Genomic DNA, 16,217 nt, shown 5'->3' on the forward strand with positions numbered 1-16,217 from the left:
ATGGGCCTCCCGATCGTTGACGTTACTTGGATGTCTTGACGATCCGCCGGTTTTTGCTGCGAACGGGCGCGAGGTTCCTATTCCGCTCAGCGTAAAGTGGCGCCGATCTCGAGCCATGCTTTTCCGTTCCTATGCCTTGAAGCGAACGCCGACGCTCCAGCGATGCCATGACAGCAGTCGTCTCAACAGCGCTCGTGTCGAGAATGACCGCGCGTCTTGCAGCATCTTCCGCCGCTGCGATCACGTCTGCCGTCGATAAGCCGTTCGCGCAGCCGGCGATCCGACCCCAGTCAATCGTTTCCACCTCGAAGCCCTGCAGACGGCGACGCATTGCCTTCTCGATAGCGACCCCGTCCGGCAAATCGTAAGACAGAACCAGATCGAAGCGGCGCAGAACGGCGCGATCCAGCAGTTCCGGCAGGTTGGTGGTCGCGACAATGATCGAAGGCCCGGTGTCTTCATCGAGAAACTGCAGGAATGAGTTCAGGACACGCCGAGCCTCCCCAACGTCGTTCTCGTTGCCGCGGCTCGATGCCAGCGCGTCGATTTCATCGAAGAGATAAACGCCACGTGTCGTCTTGATGGCGTCGAAAACCATACGAAGCTTCTGGGCAGTCTCGCCCATGAACTTCGTGATCAGGCCATGGAGGAGCACCGTGAAGAGTGGATAGCGCAGTTCCGCCGATAAGGCTGCGGCCGTCAAAGTCTTGCCGGTTCCGGGAGGGCCTGCGAGGAGGACGCGTCTTCGCGGCCGCAGGCCTTTCTCCTCGAGTTTCTCGGCATGATGGATTTCGACAACGAGGTGTTTGAGTTCGTCTTCGATAATAGGGGGCACGATCACGTCAGCCATGCGGGCTGTCGGATAGCTGGCCGCGAGAAACCCAGCCAACTCTCCCCGCGGCGCGGCAAGCGGCGTCAGACTGGGGCGCTTCTGCTCCGGCGCTGCTGCGCCAGCTTCGGCCCATTGCCGGAGTTGCTCCGCGAGGCGTCCATGTCCCTTCTGCGATTCAGCGGCAGCCAACTGCATCGCAAGGTCGTAGAAACGATCCTTGTCGCCTTCAGCATGGCTCTTCACGAGCCCGATGATTTGTTGTGCCGATGCCATGGTCTCACTCTACGGTAGTTGCCGGATTTAGAAAGCCCGGCGCAAATATATAACAACTTTCTGAACAGATTTACCTATCGTGCCTGGCGTAACTCGTGCCGGCCTTACGGTCAGGGCCCCGTGTGAGGCTATAACGCCTTGCTTCGACAGTTGTTCGCAACCGCATACCAGTTGAGCCGCGCCGGCGCCACCCGATTGCTGGATAAGAGGAGGTGGAAGCTGAAAGATAAATGGAGGGGTTGGGGGCAAATGGATCGCAGGTCGGTCTTGCGCTGCCGCTATCGCTCAATCGCGCCCTCCTCATCCCGGCCACTTGCCCATCGCAGGGCTCCGGCCCCGCTTGTGCATCGCGGCAGGGCTGCTCGGCCGCAATTGCACCGCGTCGTCCGACCCGCGGTCCGGGAGATGTCTTCGAGAAAGAGGAAGACAGGAAGGAGCGGCAAAGGGTCGCTCCACCCGGAAAAGGAATGCTTCAATGGAAATCATCAAAATCGATCCGCGTGGGCTGAATGGGAATACCGACGACGCTCGACAGACCAAGTCCTCCCCTCAGGCCGACGCTCTGCTGCTGGCCACGGTGAAAGCCGTCGGCATCATCCAGCCACCGGTGGTCTCGCCGCAGGTGGATGGCGGCAATGGCTATATCATCCAGGCGGGGCACCGCCGCGTGCAAGCCGCGATTGCTGCGGGTCTCGATGAAATCGAGGTTATCGTGCAGGACGCAGCCAACGACAACGGCGCCATGCGCTCGATGGTCGAGAACATTGCCCGCGAGCCGTTGAACCCGGTTGACCAATGGCGCGGCGTCGAGCGGCTGGTTGCACTCGGGTGGACCGAAGAAGCGATTGCCGTCGCCCTCGCCCTCCCTGTTCGTCAGATCCGCAAATTGCGCCTGCTCGCCAACGTCCTGCCGGCGATGCTGGACCAGATGGTTAAGGGTGACATGCCCAACGAGCCGCAATTGCGTACGATCGCGGCCGCGTCGCTCGATGAGCAAAAGGAAGTCTGGAAGGCGAACAAGCCGAAAAAGGGCGAGACGGCGTCCTGGTGGCAAATCGCTAACGGCCTGTCGAAGACCCGCATGTATGCTCGCGATGCGAGCTTCGGCGACGATCTTCGTCAAGCCTATGGCATCGAGTGGGCTGATGACCTCTTCGGACCGGCCGACCAGGACAACCGCTTCACGACGAACGTCGAGGCGTTCCTTGGCGCCCAGCAGGAATGGATGACGACCAATCTTCCGAAAAAGGGTTCTATTGTTGAGGTAAACAACTGGGGTCAGCCTGAGCTTCCGAAAAAAGCAGAACGTGTCTACGGCAAGCCGGGCAAGGGTGACCTTGCCGGCCTCTACCTCGACCGTGATGGCAAGGTGCAGACCGTCCACTATCGGATGCCCGAACCGAAGGCTCTCAAGGACGAAACGACGATCGCGGGTGACGGTCAGGGCGCAGTTGGGGCAACCGCCAAGGCGCGCCCCGATGTGACCCAAAAGGGCCAGGACATGATTGGCGATTTCCGCACTGATGCCCTTCACGACGCGCTTGCGCGTGCACCGATCGAGGATGATATGTTGATGGCCTTGCTCGTCCTTGCCTTTGCCGCCCAAAACGTCCGCATCGACTCCGGCTCAGGTGGCGCCCTCCATGGGGGTGCGCGGTTCGGCCGCCACGCCGCTCGCCTCATTACCGACGACGGGCGTTTGTTGTTCGACATGGACACGGTCCGTGTTGCAGCACGCGCTGCACTGATTGATGTATTGTCCTGCCGCCGCGGCATGTCGAACAGCGGTGTGGTTTCGCAGATAGCAGGCGATGCGGTCGGGGCGGACGCGTACCTTGCGGATATGGGCATGGAGGAATTCCTCATATGCTTGTCGCGTGAGGCACTCGAAACAGCGGCCAAGAAGGTCGGCATACAGCCCGCCGCCCGTGTGCGCGAGACGCGGGCGGCACTCGTCGACCACTTCGCAGGCGATGCGGTCTTCGTCCATCCCTCGGCCTTGTTCGTGCCGGAACCGAAGGAGGTTGCGGATCTCTTGCGCCACCGGGAACAGAGCGACCTCGCGGAGACAGACGACGGCGATCTCGTTGACGGCGAAGCCAATACCGGCGAAGAAACCGAAACGGCGCCGGGCGACCTTGATGGCGACGCCGACACTCTGGATGGTCACGAAACCGCCTATGGCGTCGCCGCCGAATAGGCGTCTTCTTTTCCGCCGCATTCGCATTCCGCCGCTGGGGACCCTGGCGGCGGAATGCGCTGTACCCCCGCGAAGACCCGGAGAAATTCGTGTTCGCGCCTTCAAATGAATCACAAGTGCCAGGAAGGCAGGCGCACTGCGGCAAACTCAAAGACAGCTTGATTTGATCGACCGGCAGATCGCTCGTCAGAAGACGGTGATTTTACCGCAATTTGCACGGCGCCAGACCGGCTGCCGCCATGGCGCCCCCAATGGCGAGCCTTGCCCAAACGGTATCGGCACAGTCTTGCCGGGCTAACTGCTGCACGCCAGCTGGAAATCGATGCCCCCACGAGAAAGGCGCGCGGCTCGATGCGGCGATAGCGGCGCTTCCGAGCAACGACCATCGCTCGGCACTCAACCGACGGTGCAGGGATTGACGTCATGCGCACGACCAGCGAACCGGAGAAGCGGCCTGGGATCCGATCGTCGCCGGTCGCTCGAACACTATTCTGGCGCCGGTTTCGTCCTCAGCGCAAGCCTGCCTTGACGCTGGCGTCGCGGAGCTCAGGCGGATGATCGCCGAGCGCGACGGCATTTGTGCAGGTGGTGACAGTCTGGCGCAAAAGATTGCCATTGACGACCGAGCAAGAGGCAGCGTTCCAAGCCTGTGCCGCTAAACACGGCCGACGCTGGAAGAGCTTCGTGAACCATGTCTCGACGGATGGTGCACCTTATGACGAAAGCGGGATCCTGCGCGGTTTCGAAACACGCATGGCCCGATCTGGCTCCATTGCTATCGAATGGGGCCGGTAGAATGCGCGGACAAGTGTGAAGGTGCTAAAGACATCACATGGTGATCGCAGCCGGATTGGCGAGAACAGGCCCGTGCTTGGCCGGCGGTCCTTTGAGCCCGTTCGGTTCTGAACCCGTGCCGGCTTGCCCTTCGTTTTTGCTGCGGTCTGAACCAGCGGCCGGCCGCTTCAAGGCCGCTGTCGCGCCGCGGAGCGGCCGGGCCCGTCATCCTTCGCAAAACAGACCCGCGGGCGGCGCGAGGGCATATGCCCTGCTGACCCGCAGATCGGTTCCGCTTGTCTTCGCCTGGCCCGGACCTGGAAGCGTCCGCCTTCCGCCGGTTCGGGTCGACCGCACCGAAGGGCAAGCCGGCACGGGGCCGGAACCACTTCGGAACCGAAAGGAAAGAATATGGCAAAACCCGCAAGCAACCCTCGCCAATCCGGCCGCGTCCTCCAGCTCCGGAAAGGCGCTACCCTCGAAATGGTCCGGCTGACATGCCCGGACAGCGCCCAGGCACTCAAGATTGCCGAGAGCTTTGGCACCGCGATGGTCGACAGCGACGGGATCCGCGATCTCCACGAGCACCTCATCTGCGAGACGGCAGAAGCTCTTAGCGAAGGCCTTGGCGAAAGAGCCATGCAGATCCACCTCCAGCGTATCGTCGGCGCCTTTGTCGGCTCGGCGCACGGAGCCGGACAATTCTACAGCAAAGCCGTCACCGACGCGCGCGACGCTACAGCCAAGGCAGCAAACGATGTCCGCGACGAGGATCTCGATGGACCCGTCGGCTATGACAGCGCCGCCCACAGAAAGCGGGAATTCGCAGCAGACATGGGTATCCAATCCCATGCTCTTCGAATGGCTGCCGAGGGTGCCGTCGCTGCCTACAAAAAGACCGTAGGCGAGACCTGGAAGCCGTTCGATCGTCCAGTCGAAAATCCCGGCCATTCGATAGACCGCAAGGCCGCCGAAGTTCAGATGTCGGCCTTCGACTGATACCGCTTGGGCGGGGTTCGCCCCGCCTGTTTCGCCATCTCGGGCTGGCCGGCCCCGTGGGCCGGCCTTTTCCGTTTGCGGACACCGCGGGCAGAAGAAGGGAATCAAGGTGTTGGTGATCGGGCCGTTGCGGCCCGTCCCCGCCGTCTCACCTGCAGGAGCCGAAAGCCACAGGCAACGGCTTTGCCGTCCTCCACGCTGTTTCGGCCGTTCCGGTGCCTTCAGCCGGCTCATGGGCTCCTGCTCCTGGCCGCCGCGGACGGCCGCGATTGGCGCGGCTCCCATGACGTGGAGAAAAGAAATGAGCAGAAAGACCGAAAGCCACCGCGCTGATATTTATGCGCGTATCACCGATCGGATCATCGAGGAGCTTGCAATTGGCGTCCGCCCCTGGATGAAGCCGTGGAATGCGGGGCATACCCATGGGCGGGTCACCCGCCCGCTGCGCCACAATGGACAGCCCTATTCCGGCATGAACGTGCTCCTTCTGTGGTCGGAACAGATGTCGCGTGGTTTCACATCACCGATGTGGATGACCTTCAAACAGGCACTCGAGCTCGGGGCAGCGGTGCGAAAGGGCGAAACCGGATCGACGGTCGTGTTCGCCAGCCGCTTCACCAAATCGGAGCCGGATGGTAAAGGTGGCGAGATTGATCGGGAAATTCCTTTTCTCAAGGCCTATTCGGTTTTCAATATCGAGCAGATCGATGGCCTTGCCGACCATTACTATCGCCCACAGGCGCCGGTTCAGCATCCGGTCGAGCGGATCGAGCAGGCGGATCGCTTCTTTCGAAATACAGGCGCAGTTATTCGCCATGGTGGCGGCCAGGCGTTTTACGCTCCCGGACTGGATATGATCCAGATGCCACCAATCGAAACGTTCAAGGACGCCGCGAGCTACTACGCGACGCTTAGCCATGAAGCGACGCATAATGCCGCGATCCGGATTATGCCGCATCTCTTTGAGAACCCGCGGCCTGCAGGGTGATCGCGTCAATGGCGTTCGGCATAATCTTCGTGGCTCCAACAACAAGGAGCACGAAAGATGCCTGCGATTCTGAACACCTGCGTCGAGCCCTACCTGGACTCGTTTATCCAGCGGCTCGTTGCCGCCGATTACAAGGCGCCGACCATCAAAGAGTACCGGTCGATCATTCGAAGGCTTGGCCAGGTGATGGATGCGGAAGGGGTAAAGCTTTCAAAACTCACGCTTGACATGGCCGATCGGCTGGGACGGACGTTGCCGCGGAGGTATTACCAGAGTGTCCGCCCTCACAAACTCGCACATCGGTTTGCCCAGCATCTGATCGACATCGGCGTGGTAGAGCCCACGGCGCCAACCCAAGCGCAGATCGCGCGCGCCGACTTGTTGGCAAGGTTCGAAACCTATCTCGTTAAACAACGAGGCCTCAGCCAGCGGACGATCTATCACTCGCTGCGCTTCGCCAACCGTTTCCTCGACTACCGCTTCGGAGAAACGACGATCGATATCGGTTGCTTGCGTCCCGCCGATGCGATCGGGTTCGTGGAGCATGTCCTGGCGAGCGCGCGCCGCGACAAAACGATTGGTACGCATGTTCGGAATTTCCTCCAATATCTGTTTGCATGTGGAGCTACGTCGACCAATCTGGCGCTGAGCGTACCGAAAACTGCAAAGTCCTGGAGTCCGCGACTGCCACGACATCTGTCGCCGGATGGCGTCGAAGCGGTCCTGGCTAATGTGCGCGACAATCCAAGGCACGGCGCACGGGACTATGCGATGCTGCTGCTCATGGCCCGGCTCGGGTTGAGAGCAGTCGAGGTCATGGCAATCCAACTCGACGACATCGATTGGCGCGCCGGCGAACTCATGGTGCGCGGCAAGGGCAAACTACACGACCGGTTACCGATCACGATGGAGGTCGGCGATGCGCTGAGCCGCTATCTTCGTGAAGAGAGAGGCCCTGCGACGTGCCGCACGATGTTTGTCACCCATCGCGCCCCGCATCGACCGTTCAAAGATAGCCAGATCGTCAATAACGTCCTCAAGGAGGCATTGAAGGCAACCGGCCAGAAGCCGGTGACACCCTATGTGGGATCGCACCTGCTCCGCCATAGTCTTGCGACCCAATTGGTGAACACGGGGGCTTCGCTGGATGAAATCGGCGACGTGTTGCGACACCGATCACGAACATCGACGATGATCTATGCACGCATCGACATTGAAGGCCTGCGATCGATCGCACAGCCTTGGCCAGTGGGGGGAGGTGTGTGATGAGCCTCACCATCCAACTCGACCGCTATCTGAGTGTCAGGCGCAGCCTGGGCTATGATCTTGGTACCGCTGCTCGCATCCTTCGTCGCTTCACCCGCTTCGCTGACCGCGAGGGCGCCACACATGTCGACACGGCGTTGTTCCTGCGTTGGCACGGCACGCTGGCTGAGGCCTGCTCCTCGACCAGAGGGGCCAGGCTGACTGTTGTGCGTCTGTTCGCACAATGGCTGAGCAGCTTCGATCCAGCTCATGAGGTGCCCCCACAAGGGCTGCTACCAAGCTCGATCCGACGGTCGCGTCCACACATTTACAGCGACGATGAAATCAGAACAATCATCGCGGCCGCGAAAGAACTGCCGTCGATCTACGGTCTGCGAGGCCTGACCTGCTCCACTCTGTTCGGGCTCATCGCGGTTACTGGTCTTCGTATCAGCGAGGCGTTGGCGCTTGACCGGGATGACATCGACACATTGAACCGCGTGCTGCGGGTACGGCAGGGCAAGCTTGGCAAAGAGCGCTTGCTACCGCTCCATCTCAGCGTCGTCACGCACCTGATCGACTATCTTGCCGAACGGGACCGGCTGATCGGCCATCCTGTCGCGGCGCTGTTCGTCACCGACAAAGCTTCACGGCTCACCGACTGCGGGGCCCGATACAACTTTGCGCGGGCATGTCAGGACGCCGGCCTCAGAACCCATCAACCACACTGCAAACATGGACGGGGACCGCGCATTCACGATCTTCGCCACAGCTTCGCTGTGAAGACGATGATCTTTTGGTACCGCACCGGCAAAGACCCGGCACGCGAGATGATCCGGCTGACTACCTATCTCGGTCACGGCAGCCCTGCCAACACGTACTGGTATCTGGAAGCAGTGCCCGAATTGCTCGGTCTGGCAATGGCGCGAGCGACATCCGACGACGAGGAGGCAGGTCGATGAGTGTTGCTACCTTGCCTTCGTTAATCCAGCGCTTCTTCACTGACCGGCTCCGCATCCAGATGGAAGCGAGCCCCCATACGATTGCCGGCTACCGGGATACGTTCCGACTTTTGTTGCGGTACGCAAGTGCACGACACAGCAAGCCGCCGGTCAAGTTGACGATCGAAGATATCGACGCCGATCTGGTTGCCGACTTCCTCGTCTATACTGAGACTGCCCGAGGCAACAGCGCACGCAGCAGAAACACCAGGCTCGCCGCGATCAGATCCTTCTTCCGCTATGTCGCGATGAGCGACCCGACTTGGCTGCTACAATGTCAGCGGATCCTCGCCATGCCCAACAAGCGCTACGTGCGGCGCGAGGTGACGTTCCTCGACACCAACGAAATCGCTGCCTTGCTGGCAGCGCCTGACCGGCAGACATGGGCGGGGCGACGCGACCATGCCCTGCTGTTACTCGCGGTACAAACCGGGCTCAGGGCCTCCGAGCTGGTCGGTCTCAAGTGTGCTGACGTGGTACTCGGATCCGGCGCTCATATCCGCTGCATGGGAAAGGGCAGGAAGGAGCGCGCCACCCCGCTTCGCCGTGAAACGGCCAAGCTCCTGGCCGTTTGGATCGGGGACGGTGACAAGGGCAGGCCGCTATTCCCATCGATCAGAGGGGAGCCGCTGAGCCACGATGCCCTTGAGCATCTCGTGCGCAAACATTGCCTGACGGCATCACGCACGTGCCCCAGCATTGGCTGCAAGCGGGTTACGCCGCATACGCTGCGCCACAGTACGGCGATGGACCTGCTCCATCACGGCGTCGATCCTGCGGTCATCGCGCTCTGGCTTGGTCACGAAAACGTCGAGACCACCCAGATCTACATCCATGCCGACATGCGAATGAAGGAAAAGGCGCTTGCCCGCGTCGCGGCCCCGGCAACGCCTTCGGGGCGGTTCCGGCCAGACGATAACCTGCTCGCCTTCCTGGAAGGGCTCTGATTATTCCGAACAGCCGCATGGCCGAAAACAGGCAACAGGCCTCCAAAAGAGGCCATGCGGCATAATCCGGATCGCGGCATTATGCGTTTTATGCCGATATCGGCATAAGATCCACTGGACCGCTCCTGCCCATCGCATCGGCCGCGATCTCTCACGCTACGCCAGGGACAAGAGCGAGCGAGCCCGGGAAGAGTTGATCGCCGAACTCGGCAGCTGCTTTTTATGTGCCGATCTGGGGATCGTACCGGAACTCGAGCCGCGGCCCGACCATGCCTCCTACCTTCAGTCATGGCTCGACGTATTGGCAAACGACACACGGGCAATCTTCCAAGCGGCGGCGCATGCGCAGCGCGCGGCAACTTTTCTCCACGGGCTGCAGCCCGTGGAGGAGGAGGCTCGGAAGGTGGCCTGAAGGTTTCCGCCTCGGATGGCGTCAAGGCCGGTCGCCTCGCTCAGCGGTGGCCGGCTCAATCATCGGGTTCGCCTCAGCCAGATAATCCTCGGCAATCCTCAAAACCAGCTTCCCCAAAAACGACGTTTGCCGGGTGTCGGGTTTCGGCCTACGGGATTGCTTGATCCCCACGATAGACGGACGGCATCCTGATGCTTTTGCTCCAGGCGGCAGGTCACAGGCACCTCTGCGACAGGACGATTGTTGCAAGCGGAGCCTGGCCGATGGTCTGCAACGAGTGTGCAAGTCTTTACGGTGGCTTTTGCAGAGGCTGCAACCCGCCGGGCCATTTGCTGGGGATTTGCATTATGGCGGTTCGCCATCGTCATATTCCTTTTCCCGTTTGGAAGGGGCTCCATAGGCGGGCTCGATGGGGCAGGTCTGACCGGAGAACGGCTTCGCCTCGCTCTTGATCCCGCAACGGCTCTGCAAAACTTTCATCCCCTGCCGGCTCACGCCGCCATTCCTCGCGAAACAAGAAAGTGTCTCCGCGCCGCCCTCCACGCTGTTCCGGCCCTTTGGGTGCGGTCCGATCGTCCCTGGCCTTTGCGACTGCCATCGAGGCCGCAATGGAGCGGCCCGAAACAGCAAAAAAGGAATATGACAATGGCTACCATCGGCACCTTCACCTCCACCGAAAACGGTTTCACCGGTTCGATCCGCACCCTCGCTCTCAACGTCAAGGCTCGCATCGCCCGCATCGAGAACCCCTCGGACAAAGGCCCGCAGTTCCGCATCTTCGCCGGCTCCGTTGAACTCGGCGCCGCCTGGCAGAAGCGCTCCAGCGAGAGCGACCGCGACTACCTCTCGGTCAAGCTCGACGATCCGAGCTTCCCCGCCCCGATCTACGCCACGCTGAGCGAGGTGGAAGGTGAGGATGGCTACCAGCTGATCTGGTCCCGCCCGAACCGCGACTGAGACCTGCAGGCCCCGCCGCCAGGGCGGGGCCAACCGGTCGCCTTGAGAAAGCCGGTAAAGGGCGTCCAGCCCGCTCCTTTCAACGCCGTTTCCGAAGGTCTGGAAACCAAAGCGGGAGTTGCCCGTGCCGTGAGGGTTTCGAGAATAACTGTAAAACCTCCAAAGTATCGAGGAGGTACTTACTGTTATCGACATCACCAGAAGACAGCGCCTTACGGAGTACGGTCGCGTCCCTGGTCGTGACGCGGGTTCTCTTCTTTCTGCCGTCCTACTTTACGGCTTCTCAGCCCGCCTAAAGGACAGCGTGGGCCCCCGATTTTGCCTCCGCTCCGGTTCCCTGCGCTCCGACAAAACCGGCACCCCACTCGCCGCCGCTGGCGGTCGCTTCGCGCTCCTTGACCCGGGCTTCGTGCGCACGTCGCCCCGTTGACGTCATCAAAAAGGAGACGATCAACATGACTACTCTCGATCAAATCAACGAACTGCGCGCCGAGCTTCGGAGCTGCTATTTCACCAAGACCGAACGCGCGATGGCGGAGGCCGAACTCGCCGCCCTGATCGCTCAGGCGCAAGCTGAGGATGAGCAGTTTGCTCGCGACATCGCACTCTATCTCGCTGACCTCGAATGAGGTCGGCTATATCATGTCTCAGGCTGGGCCGGCGGCAACATATCGATAAGAAGATGCCGAAGCGGCTGTTTTTCAGCGAACTCGGCTTGGATATGTCTTAGAACGTGACGCTGCCCTGCGAAAGGCACCAGGCTGATCGCAGTTTCAAATGGCACCCAGCAAAATTCGCTATGTTCCTCATTGAGAACAACGGGCGCTTCGCCGTTCGCGAACCCAACAAAAACAGGCAGCATACATATAGCGTCGCGATCAGCTTCATAGAATTGCTCGCAGATATCAGCCGAATAGAGGCTGTCGCAGATCAAGCCCGTCTCTTCCCTCACTTCTCTGAGGGCTGCCTCCCAGGCTTTTTCGCCGCTCTCTATGGCGCCAGCTACCTGACACCACTCTCCAATCAAAGTGTGGTTTCGACGAAGTAACAAGACCTTCGTTTCGTCGTTGACTACACGGAGAACGACAACCGAGACGGCAAAACAACGGATGGGGATATCAGTCATTCACGGTCTCCTGAAGATGCGAGCAATCCGCTAATAAAACAACACCGCGGCTTCGCCAATAATCATCTTGTTCAAATGCGTGATACTTCCAGATCGAGCGGGGAAACTGACGTAAGCGACTGCATCAACGGGCATCTGATCCCAACGAAGACGGACGGCATGCTGATGCTTTTTGCTCCAGGCGGCCGGTCACTGGCAACTTTATGACACGACGATTGTTGCAAGCAGAGCCTGGCCGATGGTCTGCAACGAGTGTGCAAAACTTCACAGTAGCTCTGGCAGATGCTGCAACCCGCCGGAGCCATTTGCTGGGGATTGCACTGTGCGGTTCGCCATCGTCATATCCCTTCTCCGTTTGGGAGGGGCTCCATAGGCGGGCTCGATGGGGCAGGTCTGACCGGAGAACGGCTTCGCCTCGCTCTTGATCCCGCAACGGCTCTGCAAAACTTTCATCCCCTGCCGGCTCACGCCGCCATTCCTCGCGAAACAAGAAAGTGTCTCCGCGCCCCCCTCCACGCTGTTCCGGCCCTTTGGGTGCGGTCCGATCGTCCCCGGCCTTTGCGACTGCCATCGAGGCCGCAATGGAGCGGCCCGAAACAGCAAAAAAGGAATATGACAATGGCTACCATCGGCACCTTCACCTCCACCGAAAACGGTTTCACCGGTTCGATCCGCACCCTCGCTCTCAACGTCAAGGCTCGCATCGCCCGCATCGAGAACCCCTCGGACAAAGGCCCGCAGTTCCGCATCTTCGCCGGCTCCGTTGAACTCGGCGCCGCCTGGCAGAAGCGCTCCAGCGAGAGCGACCGCGACTACCTCTCGGTCAAGCTCGACGATCCGAGCTTCCCCGCCCCGATCTACGCCACGCTGAGCGAGGTGGAAGGTGAGGATGGCTACCAGCTGATCTGGTCCCGCCCGAACCGCGACTGAGACCTGCAGGCCCCGCCGCCAGGGCGGGGCCAACCGGTCGCCTTGAGAAAGCCGGTAAAGGGCGTCGAGCCCGCTCCTTTCAACGTCGTTGCCGATCCTTCATGAACCGCAGCTCCATATCCGCGACCATGCCAAGGATCGTGATAACGAGCTGTCCGCCATCTCCGGCCGTTGAGACTTGCGGCTCAAGAACCCGCAGTGACGCACCCTTGCAGTCCAGTTCGTGGAGCCGATTGAGCACGTCGCGCGTTGATCGCCCGAGGATGTCGAGACGTAAAACGACAAGCTCGTCACCCGTGCGGAGAAACTGGAGAACGGTTTCCAGTTCAGTGCGCCCGTCTCGCAATGCGCCAAAGACTGTTTCGGATTGAATAATTTCGCAACCCGCTGCCTTGAGGCGCTCGAGCTGACGCGAGCATAACTTACGCGGATCATTGAGAGATCGCGTCAGGTCGGCAGGCTGTTTTGATCCTTCTCACGATCAAGCGCCACTATGGTGTCGGCTATTGCCGCCACCGCCTGATCATGGGTTATCAGCAATATCCCCCGGCTGACGGACAGCGACCTGATCAAGTTCAAAATCTCAGCCTTCGTTCTTTCGTCCAGTGCAGAGGTGGCTTCGTCAAAAATGAGTATGTCCGCGTCGCGATAAATCGCTCTTGCTATCGCCAGCCGTTGGCGTTCGCCGCCTGATAGTTTGAAACCCCGCTCCCCTATTTCGGTGTCGTAACCATCAGGGAGGCCCAAAACAAGATCGGCAATTTCGGCTGCTCTGACGGCTGCTTCCATCTTCCTCTGATCGGGGTTGGACGAAAGGCTGATATTGAAACCAAGGCTTTCGCGAAACATTACCGCATCCTGCGGGACGACGGCGATCTTTCGACGAAGTTCAAGACCGTTGAGCTCGTTGATATCCACGCCATTGGCGCGGATATTGCCTTCGCTTAGGGGCAACGACTTCAAAACGAGACGGACTAGCGTTGATTTTCCGCTGCCAGATTTCCCAAGCAAAGCAGTAATCTTGCCTTTTTCGACCCGCAAGCTGGCATTACGGAGCGCCCATCGACCATCAGGATATTTGTAGCTCACTTTGTCGATGTCAATCGCCGAGAGAGCATCAACTGGACCGAGAGAACGCTGATCCGCATCCCTATCCTCAGCAAAAACTTCCAGAAACCGTTTAACAGATTCAAAGGACTGCCTGGTGTCACGGTACGAAAAACTAAATCCTTCCATCGTTCGGAAAAGCTGCAATATGTAGGTGTTCGTCAGGACGAGAGCGCCGACGGACAACTCGCCTAATACAGCCCGCGTAGCTGACAGCCACAGGGCGGCAGCAAATCCACAAAGCAGAACGGCAGATAGGGTGATGCCAAGAAAGCCGCGACTGAAGTAGAATTTTCGGAAGCGCAGATGAACATCATGCAATCGTTCGCGATATGATCTGACGATCTCATCTTCGATGACAAGTGTCTTTATCCCTTCGGCGTTCAATATTGCATCGCCGGCCGCGCCTTGGGCCTCAATCGAGACATTCAACGCCATTTTTAGTCGTCTGCTCGCCCATTCGGCACCAATGACAAGTGTGAGAACGTAGAACACAATCGTAGCGAGGATTATTGCGGATATGTCAGCATCAACAAATGTGAAGACAGCGGCCGATGTGATGAGGATTTCAAATATTAGCGGAGAAAGCTGGGTAAACACCATTCCGCTGAGTGTTTGAATCCCGGCCAGACCTTGGCCGACAATTGAATCAAGTCGCCCCATCGAGCGGTTGACATGAAAGCTGACCGGAAGATTCAGCAAATGCTGAAGGTAGGTTTCACGGACCGAATTTAGTATTCGGTTCTCGGCGGGCTGATAGATGAGCCAGCGCTGCTCGGTAAGGAATTTGGAGATGCCGAGCGCGATTAGGGAGAGCAGGACAAAAATCAACGCTCCCGAAGTTACCGTGCTTTCCGACGAGAGCGCGTCAACGGCTTTTGAAAAAAGAACCGGCGAGATCGCCAGCAGGACGCTAGCAAGGAAAGAAAGCACAATGCTCAGAAACAGGAACACGAATATCGTTCGGCTGCTTTGAAGCGCCACAATGGAACGCAACAATGCCTTGGCCGCCGCTTTCTGATCGACTTGCCCTGGAGATTCATCGAAGCCTGATAAACTAGCCGACGGCCGCTGAGCGATATTCATTGCCAACCAATCCTTCAGCAATTTCAACGATAGGATCTCCAATGGGGGCTCGCGCTTCAAGGACCCGCGAAAGCGCCTTGCTGTGATGGATCAGGCACTGCCGCAATTCGGAGCTCGCGATCAGATCGGCGATTCCTTTTTCCAATTGCGCGACGTCTTGCGGATCATCGATCTTCAGGACGTTGACCCGATCCACGAGTTGGCTTCCAAAATACACCTTCTCATAGATTTCCCCACTGAGGATTAAGGGGGATCCGCAGGCTATTACCTCGCGCGGGACTTGTGGAGTGTGAAATGTTATTGGGAAACGATTTTCCAGAAACGCCACCGCCGAGCACGACCGGATAAATCCTGGCACCCGCCATGGAGCTACTGGCGGCAAGACAATGGAGCGGCCTCGCATGTTCTGTCTTTCGGACAGATATTTGAACGCATGGGCGAACCTCTTTGGCGTCGCGCTCCATAATGCCCGATAAGATACCTTGATCCCCTTGCTTGCGAGAGCGTCGATTGCGTCGATGAGGTTGTAAGTGCCTTTAACTTCCGCGATTTTCCCATATGAGCCGATCGCAGGGTCATCACTTTCCAGGCCTGCGCGATTCCATGCGATCAGCTTTTGATAGGTGTCGTCATCGAAGCCGTAATTCGAGAACCACTCCTCCGACCGGGCGACGAGCTCGGGCAAGTCGAAAACTTGTGAAGGATCGCAAAACGATCTGTGCAGGGCCCTACCCTTGGCCCTGAATACGGCATCGTCCCTGACGCCGGCTTGTTTCAAAATAGTCTCGGTTTGGGCGCTCTTTCCCGTTATCACGGCCGCGGCCTCCGATAGAAATGCATCATATGCGATGCCCAGGGTTGAGACATTCCGCAGTCGGCCCAGATCGCTACCTGCATGCCGCAGAACTACCGGGACATTATACATCCTTCCGAGCAATGATGCCGCGACGCCGTAAGGTTCGAAGTACCAGCCGATGATTATATCAGGGACTTTGCGCTTGATGCTTTCAAGGCCCGCACCAAGCATCTGGGTTAAAAACGGAGGCGCCCAGGGGATATATGATTGGGTTGGAATGCTCTCGACATTATGAATTGTGCCGCCTCGCTGCTGAAAGACTTCTATCTCGTCGTCAGCTTCCATTGTCATCTGGCGAAACCCATATTCCATCGCCTCCGCATTGGTGATGACGTCGATGGAGTGTCCGGCGTCCAGAAAGTCACAGGCGGCTAGCCACGTGCTGCGAGAAACTCCCCCTTGAATGGGTGGAATTTTTCCAAAAAGAAGAACATGCATTTGAAACCTCCTCAGCCGATCCACCTCGGCTATCCGCCCGAGGTGG

13 protein-coding genes and 2 pseudogenes are annotated in these 16,217 nt (G+C 59.2%); 10 read left to right on the plus strand and 5 right to left on the minus strand.

The genetic code is table 11. From position 1 onward, the window contains the following. Nucleotides 1-22: 22 nt before the first annotated feature. Entirely contained in the window at nt 23-1,105 is a 1,083-nt protein-coding gene (locus AGR2A_RS28090; RefSeq protein ID WP_080823866.1) for an AAA family ATPase, read from the minus strand. 475 nt (nt 1,106-1,580) lie between these two features. On the opposite strand from AGR2A_RS28090, the gene AGR2A_RS28095 reads away from it, so the two are divergent. The 9 genes and pseudogenes from AGR2A_RS28095 (at nt 1,581) to AGR2A_RS29845 (ending at nt 11,257) form a co-directional block, all read left to right on the plus strand. Then, nucleotides 1,581-3,305, plus strand: a complete 1,725-nt coding sequence (locus AGR2A_RS28095) for a ParB/RepB/Spo0J family partition protein (RefSeq protein WP_080823867.1) — start codon at nt 1,581-1,583, stop codon at nt 3,303-3,305. 1,185 nt (nt 3,306-4,490) lie between these two features. Continuing rightward, on the plus strand, nt 4,491-5,078 hold the full coding sequence (locus tag AGR2A_RS28115) for a hypothetical protein (RefSeq protein ID WP_003501782.1): 588 nt from the start codon (nt 4,491-4,493) through the stop codon (nt 5,076-5,078). A 301-nt stretch (nt 5,079-5,379) separates the two neighbouring features. Then, nucleotides 5,380-6,009 (plus strand): annotated as a pseudogene (locus AGR2A_RS28120) (ArdC family protein); the annotation flags it as partial. A 114-nt stretch (nt 6,010-6,123) separates the two neighbouring features. Continuing rightward, nucleotides 6,124-7,332, plus strand: a complete 1,209-nt coding sequence (locus AGR2A_RS28125) for a tyrosine-type recombinase/integrase (RefSeq protein ID WP_080823869.1) — start codon at nt 6,124-6,126, stop codon at nt 7,330-7,332. Beyond that, nucleotides 7,332-8,273 carry a tyrosine-type recombinase/integrase gene (locus AGR2A_RS28130; protein WP_080823870.1) on the plus strand — a complete coding sequence of 314 codons (942 nt, stop codon included), beginning with the start codon at nt 7,332-7,334 and terminating at the stop codon, nt 8,271-8,273. Before AGR2A_RS28125 ends, AGR2A_RS28130 begins: the two co-directional genes overlap by 1 nt. Further along, complete coding sequence (locus tag AGR2A_RS28135; protein WP_080823871.1) at nt 8,270-9,259, plus strand: tyrosine-type recombinase/integrase; 990 nt, start codon at nt 8,270-8,272, stop codon at nt 9,257-9,259. The genes AGR2A_RS28130 and AGR2A_RS28135 overlap by 4 nt, the downstream gene beginning before the upstream one ends. Nucleotides 9,260-9,368: 109 nt before the next feature. After that, nucleotides 9,369-9,671: pseudogene (locus tag AGR2A_RS28140) on the plus strand (zincin-like metallopeptidase domain-containing protein); the annotation flags it as partial. Nucleotides 9,672-10,316: 645 nt separating this feature from the next. Then, nucleotides 10,317-10,628 carry a DUF736 domain-containing protein gene (locus AGR2A_RS28145; RefSeq protein WP_003501768.1) on the plus strand — a complete coding sequence of 104 codons (312 nt, stop codon included), beginning with the start codon at nt 10,317-10,319 and terminating at the stop codon, nt 10,626-10,628. A 455-nt stretch (nt 10,629-11,083) separates the two neighbouring features. Beyond that, on the plus strand, nt 11,084-11,257 hold the full coding sequence (locus AGR2A_RS29845; RefSeq protein ID WP_167378263.1) for a hypothetical protein: 174 nt from the start codon (nt 11,084-11,086) through the stop codon (nt 11,255-11,257). Between the two features lie 11 nt (nt 11,258-11,268). Here AGR2A_RS29845 and AGR2A_RS28150 read toward each other — a convergent pair whose 3' ends face one another. Beyond that, nucleotides 11,269-11,754 carry an NUDIX hydrolase gene (locus AGR2A_RS28150; protein WP_080823872.1) on the minus strand — a complete coding sequence of 162 codons (486 nt, stop codon included), beginning with the start codon at nt 11,752-11,754 and terminating at the stop codon, nt 11,269-11,271. A 618-nt stretch (nt 11,755-12,372) separates the two neighbouring features. On the opposite strand from AGR2A_RS28150, the gene AGR2A_RS28160 reads away from it, so the two are divergent. Continuing rightward, nucleotides 12,373-12,684, plus strand: a complete 312-nt coding sequence (locus tag AGR2A_RS28160) for a DUF736 domain-containing protein (RefSeq protein ID WP_003501768.1) — start codon at nt 12,373-12,375, stop codon at nt 12,682-12,684. A 79-nt stretch (nt 12,685-12,763) separates the two neighbouring features. Here AGR2A_RS28160 and AGR2A_RS28165 read toward each other — a convergent pair whose 3' ends face one another. Genes AGR2A_RS28165 through AGR2A_RS28175 form a run of 3 tightly spaced genes read right to left on the minus strand, consistent with a single transcriptional unit; the run spans nt 12,764 to nt 16,171 of the window. Then, complete coding sequence (locus AGR2A_RS28165) at nt 12,764-13,135, minus strand: recombinase family protein (protein ID WP_137040062.1); 372 nt, start codon at nt 13,133-13,135, stop codon at nt 12,764-12,766. Next, complete coding sequence (locus AGR2A_RS28170; protein ID WP_137040031.1) at nt 13,132-14,904, minus strand: ABC transporter ATP-binding protein; 1,773 nt, start codon at nt 14,902-14,904, stop codon at nt 13,132-13,134. The genes AGR2A_RS28165 and AGR2A_RS28170 overlap by 4 nt, the downstream gene beginning before the upstream one ends. Further along, a complete protein-coding gene (locus AGR2A_RS28175) occupies nt 14,849-16,171 on the minus strand; it encodes a glycosyltransferase (protein WP_092938665.1) in 1,323 nt (440 codons plus the stop codon). The genes AGR2A_RS28170 and AGR2A_RS28175 overlap by 56 nt, the downstream gene beginning before the upstream one ends. Nucleotides 16,172-16,217: the final 46 nt, after the last annotated feature.

Origin of the sequence: Agrobacterium genomosp. 2 str. CFBP 5494, from assembly GCF_900013495.1 — a bacterium.
Lineage (GTDB): Bacteria > Pseudomonadota > Alphaproteobacteria > Rhizobiales > Rhizobiaceae > Agrobacterium > Agrobacterium pusense.